Consider the following 10,455-nt stretch of genomic DNA (forward strand, 5'->3'; position numbering starts at 1 on the left):
ATGGAATGCTGTGAGTGAAGCATAAGTGTCTAATCTTGTCTATACAAGTAGCAAGCGCTATGCCAGATTGATCTGATTCTGTGAAATGCGCCGCAATGCGCATCCGCTGGCTAAGCCGGTAACGCATTGCACTGAAAAGGGGAGAGGGCTGCACTGTTGGCGTGCTGTCTGCACGATTAGATGTATATACATTTACGTGCTGAGACAGTAAACTTTGGGCATTATTCGGAAAAGGAACAGGATATGGCGGAGCAAACGGCAATAGCACAGCTGGCCGCAGCGATGGGCGATGAGCCAGCACCGATTTATCAACGCGTGAAACAGGCGATCGTCAGCCAGATCCGTGAAGGCCACTGGAAAGCCAACCAGCGCGTGCCATCCGAAAGCGAGCTGGTCAATGAGTTGGGCGTCAGCCGTATGACCATCAACCGTGCGCTGCGTGAACTGACCAGTGAAGGGTTTCTGGTGCGTATGCAGGGCGTGGGCACCTTCGTCGCCGAGATGAAGGGCTACACCGCGATGCTGGAAGTGCACAATATTGCGGATGAAATTGCTCAGCGCGGCCATCGTCACAGTTGCAAAATTTTATCCATCGGTCAGATGAAGGCCGATCCTGAACAGGCGGCGGTGCTGGGCTTATCGACCGGGCAAACGCTTTACCATTCGCTGATCGTCCATTATGAAAACGAGCTGCCGGTTCAGCTGGAAGATCGTCTGGTTAACCCGCTGGTGGCACCGGATTACCTTAGCCAGGATTACCATCAACTCACGCCTTACACCTATCTGATGCGTGTCGCGCCGTTAACCGCCGGTGAGCATATTGTCGAGGCGGTGCTGCCGGATTTGCGCCAGCGTAAGCATCTGGCGCTGGATGAACATGAACCTTGCTTGTTGATCCGCCGTCAAACCTGGAGCGACAATAAAATCGTGACTTACGCGCGCCTGCTCTACCCAGGCTCGCGTTATAAGTTACTCGGTCGTTTCAGAGGACACGGTTAAGCGCCACAAACAGCAGGCTGGCTTCCGTCGAGAGCGGAGCCAGCGTCGTCTCTTCATCCAGCCACCACATGCCCTGATCCACCGTCAGTCTCTCCCCGTCTGTGGTTTGCCACTCTCCGTTCAACACCCAGGCGACGCCATGCCTGCTGGTAACAGGTTGCTGAACCACCTCAACCTGAGAAAGCCAACTGTCGCGGCGCGTCATGATGTTGAAATCCTGACAGCTTCCGCTGATCTGCGCCTTAATCGCCCATTCACCAGGAAATGCCCATGGCTGATGCGGCAGCAAACGCTGCTGCACCTGCTCGCTGCGCAGCAGCACACTGTCACCGTGCAGCAGCGTGATCACCCGGTCAACACCGGGGAAAGGGGAGAAGGGGCCATCGGCGTCAATGGTGGCGATGCTGGCGCGCCAGCCAAATTGTGCGTCACCTGGCGGGAAGCTCACGATTTCACGGGTTTCTCCCCCGCCATTGCGCCAGCGGCTCACCGGCAGCTGGCCATAATCAAAATGCGTTCTCATTGCAGTGCACTCATGGCTAAAGCGAAGCGTGCCGCCGCGGCGTCTTCGGCGGGATGATGGCCTTCGCTGATCACCTGGTTTCCGGCGACAAACACATCGCGAATCTGACGCTGCGTGCCACCAAACAACCAGCGGTTGAGCAGGGAGGCGGAGTTGACGCTGCTGAGGAAGGCATCGTTATCCAGTACCAGCCAGTCGGCGCGTTTGCCCACCGCCAGTTCGCCGGTGGCAATAGCGCATGCCTGGGCACCGCCTTGCGCCGCCTGTTGCCAGAGCAGATCGCCCACCGAAGGTTGATGCGGCAGGGTGATGCGATTGCGGCGACGGTCGCGCAGACGCTGACCATACTCCAGCCAGCGCAGCTCTTCTAACGCGCTGAGCGAGACATGGCTGTCGGAGCCAATGCCCCAACGTCCGCCGCGTGCGATGTATTCCACCGCGGGGAAAATACCGTCACCGAGGTTGGCTTCGGTTGTGGGGCATAATCCGGCGATGGCACCGCTGGCCGCCATGCGCTGAATCTCACTGTCATCAAGGTGCGTGGCATGGATCAGGCACCAACGTTTATCCACCTCAAAGCGATTGTAGAGCCAGGCAACGGGGCGCTCACCGCTCCAGGCCAGGCTGTCATTGACCTCTTTTTCCTGCTCTGCGACGTGAATATGCACCGGCACCTCTGCGTGGCTGGCGGCGAGCACATCACGCATTTGTGCTTCACTCACCGCGCGCAGCGAGTGGAAACAGATGCCATGATTAAGTAGCGGCTTATGCGCGCTCCACTGTGCCACGCGTTGCTGCTGTTGCAGATAGGCGTCAGTCTGCTGGATGAAGCGACGTTGTCCTTCGCTGGCTGGCTGAGCACCAAAGCCGCTGTAACTGTAGAGCACGGGCAGCAGTGTCTGACCAATGCCGGCGGTATCGGCTGCAGCGATCAGTTGCTGGAGCATCGCATCATTGGCATAAGGTTTCCCGTGCGGATCGTGATGCAAATAGTGGAACTCCGCCACCTGGCTGTAGCCGCCTTTCAGCATATCGATATACAGGTGCGTGGCGATATCACCCACCTGTTCGGGTGACAGGCGCTGCACCATGCGATACATCAGATCGCGCCAGGTCCAGAAACTGTCCTGGGGGTCGCCCGCCACTTCTGCCAGCCCGGCCATGGCGCGCTGGAAGGCGTGTGAATGCAGGTTAGCGATAGCCGGGATCACCGGGCCCGCCAGGCGCGTTGCACTGCCGCAGGCGCTGTTAGGCGTGAGTTCGGTAATCTGCCCGGAGGCATCGGTGGTGATGATAACGTCTTCATGCCAGCCGTCGGCCAGCAGCGCGCGTGGGGCAAAAAACACGGCCATGGTTGATCCTTAAGGGTGGATAGTTGTATATACATATACATACTTTAATGCGCAGTGTAAATCGTCAGACGTGAAGGGGTGTGGGATGGCAGAAACGAAGCAGATCGACAGCCTGTGGCTGGGGGCCGATATCGTGACGATGCGAGATGGTCACTATAACCTGATTGCCGACGGCGCCGTGGCAGTGGATAACGGTGAATTGATTTGGGTAGGTCCGCGCAGCGCGTTACCGGATTTTACGCCACGTGAGCAGCATGAGTTTGATGGCGGCATCATCACGCCTGGGCTGGTGGATTGCCATACCCATCTGGTATTTGGCGGCGACCGCAGCCAGGAGTTTGAACAGCGCCTTAATGGCGTCAGCTATGCCGAGATTGCCGCGCAGGGTGGCGGTATCCTCTCGACGGTGCGTGCTACGCGCGCGGCCACGCAGGCTGAGCTGGTGGCGTCGGCGCGCTGGCGGCTCGATCGTTTACTGGCCGAAGGGGTTACCACGGTCGAGATCAAATCCGGTTACGGCCTCGATGAAACCAGTGAATTGACCCTGCTGCGCGCCATCCGCGAGCTGGCAGAAACGGTGCCTGCTGACGTGCTCGCTACCTGCCTGGCGGCCCACGGTTTTCCGCCGGAGTTTAAACAGCATCCGCAGGGCTGGATCGATATCATCTGTAATAGCCTGTTGCCGCAGGTCAAGGCCGAGGGGCTGGCGGATGCGGTCGATGCCTTCTGCGAACATCTGGCATTTTCACCTGAACAGGTCCGCGCGGTGTTTGATGCCGCCAAAGCACTGGATTTGCCGGTGAAACTGCATGCCGAGCAGCTCTCTGCGCTTGGCGGTGCCACGCTCGCAGCACAGTACGGTGCGCTGTCAGCCGATCATCTTGAGTATGCTACCGAAGACGATGCTAAAGCGATGGCGCAGCATGGCACGGTGGCGGTATTGCTGCCGGGCGCTTTTTATCTGCTGCGTGAAACGCAACGCCCGCCGGTGGAACTGTTCCGCAAACATGGCGTGCCGATGGCGCTGGCCAGCGATGCTAACCCCGGCACCTCTCCCGCGCTTTCACTGCGTTTGATGTTGAACATGGGCTGCACCTTGTTTGGCCTGACCCCGGAGGAAGCGTTGGCAGGCGTGACGTTATGGGGGGCGAAAGCGCTGGGATTACAGCATACGCACGGCTCACTGGAGCCGGGCAAGGTGGCGAATTTTGTGCACTGGCCGCTGGCTCGTCCAGCAGAGCTGGTTTACTGGCTGGGCGGCGAACTGCCGTGTCAGGTTATTTATCGTGGAGAAGCGCAATGACCCCTTTTCATTTCACTGCAGGTAAGCTGCCGCTGCTGGTCAGTATTCCGCATGCGGGTACCCAATTAACCCCGGAAGTGGACGCTGGCTTGAGCGAGGCGGCACGCGGTCTGCCGGATACCGACTGGCATATTCCGTTGCTGTATGATTTTGTGCGCGATCTGGGTGCCAGCTTGCTGATTGGCCACTACTCGCGCTTTGTTATCGATCTTAATCGCCCAGCGGATAACCAGCCGCTTTACACCACTGCCACCACCGGGCTTTATCCTGAGACCTTGTTTGACGGAACCCTGACCTTTGCCGAGGGTAAAACCCCGAGTGCCAGTGCACGTCAGGGCTATCTTGATAACATCTGGCAGCCTTATCACCAGCAGATTCAGCAAGAGCTGGCGCGGCTGAAAGCCGTACATGGCTATGCGCTGTTGTTCGATGCCCACTCCATCGCCTCAGTGATCCCGCGTCTGTTTGACGGCCAACTGCCTGACATCAACATCGGAACCAACGAGGGCGCGAGTTGCTTCACGGCGGTGATTGAAGCGATTCAGAACGTCTGCGCCGCGCAAACCGATTACAGCTGGGTGGTGAATGGCCGCTTTAAAGGTGGCTACATTACTCGTGCCTATGGTCAGCCGGAGCAGGGCGTGCAAGCGGTGCAGTTGGAGCTGGCGCAGCTAAATTATATGGACGAGACGCCACCTTTCGCCTGGCAACAGGCGCGCGCTGCGCAGTTGCAGAAGGTGTTGAAACCGTTTATTCAGGCATTTCTTGAGGCCGGAAAACCGGTTTGAATGATGGCGGTCCCCATTAATGGCGCAATGCTTGCTAGTTAAGCGGCTGACGATAACGCCGTCTGGGGCCGCACCGGAGCTGGCGGTCCTCACGCCGCTACGCGGTACCTTCACTTCACTCGTCTGCCTTACGGACCGGTGCCGATGGAACATCCATGTTCCAGCGCCACCTTTCGCCCGCGTCCTGCGGGCTCTCCTGGCATACTCGCTCAGCTCAGCGCTGCGGAATGCCAGCCCCGGTGCGACCCCGGCCAGCTCATCAGCTTCAGTGCGTGCTGTCAAAAAGGGCACATTGTCTGAAGCACTGACGCCTCATCCCCAACATTGTGCANACCCCGGCCAGCTCATCAGCTTCAGTGCGTGCTGTCAAAAAGGGCACATTGTCTGAAGCACTGACGCCTCATCCCCAACATTGTGCATTGTACGCCCCTAAATGGTGCGACGTTACAACCCCTCCGTGACAATTCCCTGATTTAACCGCTTCTGCCGACCTGGCACATCACTTGCTAGGTTGTATGTACAAGTAAAGACCACGTGGTTGATATCAAATTTTATTCTGGCTGGCTCACAAAAAGCTCATGCCGACAATGATCTGCCGCACGCTAGCTTGTATATACATGAAATGTCATCTGCGCTGTATCAGCTAACAGAGACAGCCAATTCGATAAATGACCAGGAGAAGCCGCATGACGCACCGCGCCCCAATTCGCCGTTTTTGCCTCACGACCCTGTTTGCCAGCCTGCTGATCAGCGGTGTTGCTGTGCAGGCGAAAGAGTGGAAATCCATCACTATCGCCACTGAAGGCAGTTATGAACCCTGGAACCTGACGCTGCCGGGCGGCAAGTTAGGCGGCTTTGAACCTGAACTGATGGAAGACCTGTGTAAACGCATGGGCATCCAGTGCAAACTGGTGGTGCAAAACTGGGATGGCATGATCGCCGGGCTTAACGCCGGAAAATATGACGTGATTATGGACGCGATTGTCATCACGCCAGACCGTAAAAAAGTGGTGAATTTCACCGTACCCTATGCGTCCACGCCAGCCACCTTCATCACCACCAAAGACAGCCCACTGCTGCCAGCGGATAAAAACATCATCAAACTGCATGATGATGAAAAAGAAATTAACGCTGCGATTGCCCCGCTGAAAGCGGCAATTAAGGGTAAAACCATCGGTATCGCCTCTGGCACGGTCTACACCCCCTTCATTGATAAATACTTCAAAGATGTTGCAGACGTGCGTGAGTACACCTCGTCGGCCGATGCCATCCTCGATCTCCAGGCAGGCCGTATTGATGCGGTATTCGATGACGTCACCTTTGCCCAGTCGATGCTGGCACGCAAGGAGAACAGCAACCTGACCTTCAGCGGCCCGCAGTTGGGTGGCCCTATCTGGGGAGAAGGTGAAGCCATGGGCGTACGCATGGCGGATAACGATCTGAAAGCCAAACTTGACGAGGCGATCAAAGCCGCGCTGGCGGATGGCACCGTGAAAAAGCTGAGTGAAAAGTGGTTTAAAACTGACGTAACGCCGTAAGTGAGGTGAAAGATGATGAGCCTGCTGAGTTTTGGTGCTGATGGTTGGGGTCGCCTGATCCTGGGGGCCGCCTTCACCACGCTGCTGCTGTCGCTGTCCGCGCTGGTGATTGGTGCCGTAGTCGGTTCAGGCGTCGCGGCAGCCAAGCTGTCGCCGCAGCGCTGGCTGCGCTGGTTGGGTGAAGCCTATTCAACGGTGTTTCGCGGCATCCCAGAACTGCTGGTGATCTACCTGTTCTATTTTGGTGGTTCGGGCCTGATCACGCTGGTGGGGCAGATGTTCGGCGCTGACGGCTTCATCGAAGCGCCACCCTTCCTGATTGGTGCGTTGGCGATTGGGCTCATCTCTGGATCTTATCAAGGTGAAGTGTATCGCGCGGCGCGTCTGGCGCTGGCTAAAGGCGAAATCGAAGCGGCGATGGCGATAGGGATGCCACGCTGGCGCATCGCACAGCGCATTCTGTTACCCCAGATAGTGCGCTATGCGCTGCCGGGCATGTCGAATGTCTGGCAAATGAGCTTAAAAGACTCGGCGCTGGTGTCGGTGACCGGCATTGTCGAACTGATGCGTGCCAGCCAGGTCGCAGCGGGGTCCACGCGTGATTACTTCACCTTCTATCTGATTGGCGGTGCCTGCTATCTGGTGCTGACACTGCTATCTAATCATGCGTTTCGTCGGGCGGAGTTACGCCTGGGGCGCGCCTGGCAAAGTCGCACTGCGGCACAGCATTAAGGAGCAGCAGCATGATCGACTTCGCCTTTCTCACGGATACCTTCCTCAAACTCAGCGCCGCGCTGCCGGTGACGCTGGGCCTGTTTATCAGTGCCTTCCTGTGCGGCGGCATCCTGGCACTGGGTATTTTGACGCTGCGCATGAGCCGCTGGCGTGTGCTGAGCGGCTTTGCTCGCGGTTATATCCTGGTGTTCCGCGGCTCGCCGCTGCTGATCCAGCTGTTTTTGATCTACTACGGACTGGGCCAGTTTGGTGTCATCCGTCATAGCTTTGTCTGGCCTTTCCTGCGCGAACCCTTTATCTGCGCAGTGCTGGCACTGTCACTGTGCACGGCGGCTTACACTGCTGAAATCTTGCGCGGCGCATTGCTGGCGGTGCCACCGGGGCAAGTCGAAGCCGGGTTAGCCTGCGGCATGTCGCGCTGGTTGCTTCTGCGCCGCATTATCGCGCCCATTATGCTGCGCTACGCACTGCCAGCGTATTCCACCGAAGCCATTCTGTTGGTGAAATCCACCGCACTGGCCAGTCTGGTGACCGTTTGGGATGTCACCGGCGTGGCGCAACAGATCATTCAACGCACCTATCGCACCATGGAAGTGTTTGTCTGTGCTGCGGCGATTTACCTGATCCTCAATTTCATTATCGTCCAGCTTTACGCGTTATTAGAACGCCGTTTAACCCCGGTGCATCGCGTTGAAAAAAAGCCGTTACCCGCCGTTAAACCGCTTGCCGGAGAGTAAGATGCAATCCACATCACCTGTTACCTTAACCGCCACAGATATCCACAAATCCTTTGGCGCGATAGAAGTATTAAAAGGCATTTCGCTGCAGGCGCACCAAGGCGATGTCATCTCGATTCTTGGTGCCAGTGGTTCCGGCAAAAGTACCTTGCTGCGCTGCATCAATTTGCTGGAAACGCCGGATGCGGGTGTCGTCAGCGTCGGTGGCGAAACCATTGAAATGAAGCGCCATGCGCGTGGCCATCAACTGGCGGCGAATCCGAAGCAGATTGAGCACCTACGCTCACGCCTGGGCATGGTGTTCCAGAGTTTTAACCTGTGGTCACATATGACCGTGCTGCAAAACGTCATTGAAGGGCCGCACTATGTGCTCAAGCGCGATAAAAAAAGCTGCATCGCGCAGGCGGAGCAGCTGCTGGATCGCGTTGGCTTGCTCAATCGTAAAGACTTCTATCCGGCGCAGCTTTCAGGCGGTCAGCAACAGCGTGTTGCGATTGCCCGCGCCCTGGCGATGGACCCGGAAGTGATGCTGTTTGATGAACCGACCTCGGCGCTGGATCCAGAACTGGTGGGCGAAGTGCTGAAAGTGATGCGCAGCCTGGCAGAGGAGGGCCGCACCATGTTGGTGGTGACGCACGAGATGGGGTTTGCGCGCAACGTCTCCAATCGCGTGGTGTTTATGCATCAGGGCACCATTGATTGCCAGGGTACACCGCAAGAGATGTTTGGCGAACAAGGATCGCAGCGCTTTAAGCAGTTTATCTCCAGCCATCAAAGCCACCACACGGAGCAAACCGCATGACCATCGTATGGGGCGACGCGCCGTTGACATGGCAGGAACTGGTGCAGGTCGCTCGACATGACGCGGAACTGACCTTGAGTGCCAGTGCCTGGCAGCGCATTGCGCAGGGGCGCGAGATAGTCGAACAGATCGTGGCCAGCGGTCACATTGCTTATGGCATCAACACCGGTTTGGGCGCGCTGTGCAATATCACCTTGCCGGAAGCGCAACTCAGCCAGCTTTCACGCAACACACTGTTGAGCCACGCTTGTGGTGTCGGGCCGCTACTGGCGCGCGAACAGGTGCGTGCCATTCTCTGTGCCGCGATTGCCAACTACAGCCATGGTAAATCGGGTGTGTCTGTGGCGTTGGTGCAGCATCTGCTGGCGTTACTGAACAACCAGATTACGCCACAGGTGCCCTCTCAGGGATCGGTGGGGTATCTCAGCCATATGGCACACATCGGGCTAGCGTTAATTGGTGTGGGCAACGTTGAGTATCAGCATCAGATCATACCCGCTGAACAAGCGCTGGCTCAGGCAGGACTCACTCCTTATCGACCGGGCGCGAAAGAGGGCTTGAGCCTGGTCAACGGCACACCCTGCATGACCGGTTTGTCCTGCCTGGCGCTCGACGATGCGGCGCGCTTGCTGGATTGGGCCGACGTCACTGGCGCCATGAGCTTTGAGGCGCTGCGTGGGCAGTTGGTGGCATTTGATGCCGAAGTCATAGCCTTAAAAGCCAGCCCTGGAATGCAGGTGAGCGGCCAGCGGTTACGCCTGTTGTTAAGCGACAGCCCATTGCTGGCAAAGAGTGTCGGGGTCCGCACCCAAGATGCACTGAGCCTGCGCTCGATGCCGCAGGTGCACGGTGCCAGCCGCGATCAGTTCGATCATGCCGCGCGTCAGGTGAATACCGAATTAAATGCCTGCACCGATAATCCGCTGGTGCTGGGCACGGTGGATAACTGGCGCGTGGTGTCCCAGGCGAACCCACACGGTGAATCGGTGGCGATGGCGGCAGATCTGTTAGCCATCGCCATGGCGGAAGTGGGAAGTATTGCCGAGCGGCGGTTGGACCGACTGGTGAATCCGTTGGTCAGTGGTCTGCCTGCGTTCCTGGTGGCACAACCGGGGGTAAATTCCGGCATGATGATTGCGCAGTATGTGGCGGCCTCCCTGTGTGCGGAAAACCGTCAGCTGGCGCAACCGGCGGTGCTGGATAATTTCGTGACCTCTGGTTTGCAAGAGGATCATCTTAGCCTCGGCACCGGCGCGGCGCTCAAGCTGCTGAAGCTGGTGGGTAACGTCTGGCAGATTCTGGCGATCGAATACCTGCTGGCTGCGCAGGCGCTGGACTTCCACGGTGAGGAGGCACTCGCGCAGGGCACAAAGCAGGCATTACATCGCTTACGTGCCGTGGTGGCGAACTGGCAGGAAGATCGCTGGCTGGCACCCGAGATTGCGCGGGCGGTTGAGGTGATGAAGACGCAATAAATACATCATGTTTGGCGGGCGGGATTTATCGCGAAAGGCTGGCAGTTACGCGCGCTTAGGTCGCCATAAATGGCAACCCTACGAATATCTTTTGCGGTATTCGTAGGGTGCGCATTGAGGTGCAAACCGGGCACATAGGTAACACTTTAGACCGGGCACATGGGTAACAGTTATAAATTGGCATAGCAGAGGAGACTCACTAT

At 57.6% G+C, this 10,455-nt stretch carries 10 protein-coding genes; 8 read left to right on the forward strand and 2 right to left on the reverse strand.

The window, feature by feature from the left end:
• Nucleotides 1-243: 243 nt before the first annotated feature.
• Nucleotides 244-999 carry a histidine utilization transcriptional repressor HutC gene (hutC, locus tag ACPUC8_RS20980; RefSeq protein ID WP_039329607.1) on the forward strand — a complete coding sequence of 252 codons (756 nt, stop codon included), beginning with the start codon at nucleotides 244-246 and terminating at the stop codon, nucleotides 997-999.
• Here hutC and ACPUC8_RS20985 read toward each other — a convergent pair.
• Entirely contained in the window at nucleotides 983-1,522 is a 540-nt protein-coding gene (locus ACPUC8_RS20985) for a HutD/Ves family protein (protein WP_494927252.1), read from the reverse strand. The two genes, hutC and ACPUC8_RS20985, sit on opposite strands and share 17 nt — an antisense overlap.
• A complete protein-coding gene (locus ACPUC8_RS20990) occupies nucleotides 1,519-2,874 on the reverse strand; it encodes a formimidoylglutamate deiminase (RefSeq protein ID WP_494927253.1) in 1,356 nt (451 codons plus the stop codon). The genes ACPUC8_RS20985 and ACPUC8_RS20990 overlap by 4 nt, the downstream gene beginning before the upstream one ends.
• Nucleotides 2,875-2,959: 85 nt before the next feature.
• On the opposite strand from ACPUC8_RS20990, the gene hutI reads away from it, so the two are divergent.
• The 7 genes from hutI (at nucleotide 2,960) to ACPUC8_RS21025 (ending at nucleotide 10,252) form a co-directional block, all read left to right on the forward strand.
• Entirely contained in the window at nucleotides 2,960-4,177 is a 1,218-nt protein-coding gene (gene hutI / locus ACPUC8_RS20995; RefSeq protein ID WP_494927254.1) for an imidazolonepropionase, read from the forward strand.
• Nucleotides 4,174-4,965: an N-formylglutamate deformylase gene (gene hutG, locus ACPUC8_RS21000; RefSeq protein ID WP_494927255.1), complete on the forward strand. Its 792-nt coding sequence runs from the start codon at nucleotides 4,174-4,176 to the stop codon at nucleotides 4,963-4,965. Before hutI ends, hutG begins: the two co-directional genes overlap by 4 nt.
• 686 nt (nucleotides 4,966-5,651) lie before the next feature.
• Nucleotides 5,652-6,503 carry a transporter substrate-binding domain-containing protein gene (locus ACPUC8_RS21005; RefSeq protein ID WP_494927256.1) on the forward strand — a complete coding sequence of 284 codons (852 nt, stop codon included), beginning with the start codon at nucleotides 5,652-5,654 and terminating at the stop codon, nucleotides 6,501-6,503.
• Nucleotides 6,504-6,515: 12 nt separating this feature from the next.
• Nucleotides 6,516-7,235 carry an ABC transporter permease gene (locus ACPUC8_RS21010; RefSeq protein ID WP_039336715.1) on the forward strand — a complete coding sequence of 240 codons (720 nt, stop codon included), beginning with the start codon at nucleotides 6,516-6,518 and terminating at the stop codon, nucleotides 7,233-7,235.
• Between the two features lie 11 nt (nucleotides 7,236-7,246).
• A complete protein-coding gene (locus tag ACPUC8_RS21015) occupies nucleotides 7,247-7,975 on the forward strand; it encodes an ABC transporter permease (RefSeq protein ID WP_058972307.1) in 729 nt (242 codons plus the stop codon).
• Nucleotide 7,976: 1 nt separating this feature from the next.
• A complete protein-coding gene (locus tag ACPUC8_RS21020) occupies nucleotides 7,977-8,777 on the forward strand; it encodes an ABC transporter ATP-binding protein (protein WP_494927257.1) in 801 nt (266 codons plus the stop codon).
• On the forward strand, nucleotides 8,774-10,252 hold the full coding sequence (locus ACPUC8_RS21025) for an HAL/PAL/TAL family ammonia-lyase (RefSeq protein ID WP_494927258.1): 1,479 nt from the start codon (nucleotides 8,774-8,776) through the stop codon (nucleotides 10,250-10,252). The genes ACPUC8_RS21020 and ACPUC8_RS21025 overlap by 4 nt, the downstream gene beginning before the upstream one ends.
• Nucleotides 10,253-10,455 lie beyond the last annotated feature (203 nt).

It is taken from the genome of Pantoea sp. CFCC18177, assembly GCF_059412425.1.

What these genes read in the sequence shown, in the direction of transcription:
- hutC (WP_039329607.1), top strand. Translation starts at nt 244, where the DNA reads ATGGCGGAGCAAACGGCAATAGCACAGCTGGCCGCAGCGATGGGCGAT.
- ACPUC8_RS20985 (WP_494927252.1), bottom strand. Translation starts at nt 1,522, where the DNA reads ATGAGAACGCATTTTGATTATGGCCAGCTGCCGGTGAGCCGCTGGCGC.
- ACPUC8_RS20990 (WP_494927253.1), bottom strand. Translation starts at nt 2,874, where the DNA reads ATGGCCGTGTTTTTTGCCCCACGCGCGCTGCTGGCCGACGGCTGGCAT.
- hutI (WP_494927254.1), top strand. Translation starts at nt 2,960, where the DNA reads ATGGCAGAAACGAAGCAGATCGACAGCCTGTGGCTGGGGGCCGATATC.
- hutG (WP_494927255.1), top strand. Translation starts at nt 4,174, where the DNA reads ATGACCCCTTTTCATTTCACTGCAGGTAAGCTGCCGCTGCTGGTCAGT.
- ACPUC8_RS21005 (WP_494927256.1), top strand. Translation starts at nt 5,652, where the DNA reads ATGACGCACCGCGCCCCAATTCGCCGTTTTTGCCTCACGACCCTGTTT.
- ACPUC8_RS21010 (WP_039336715.1), top strand. Translation starts at nt 6,516, where the DNA reads ATGATGAGCCTGCTGAGTTTTGGTGCTGATGGTTGGGGTCGCCTGATC.
- ACPUC8_RS21015 (WP_058972307.1), top strand. Translation starts at nt 7,247, where the DNA reads ATGATCGACTTCGCCTTTCTCACGGATACCTTCCTCAAACTCAGCGCC.
- ACPUC8_RS21020 (WP_494927257.1), top strand. Translation starts at nt 7,977, where the DNA reads ATGCAATCCACATCACCTGTTACCTTAACCGCCACAGATATCCACAAA.
- ACPUC8_RS21025 (WP_494927258.1), top strand. Translation starts at nt 8,774, where the DNA reads ATGACCATCGTATGGGGCGACGCGCCGTTGACATGGCAGGAACTGGTG.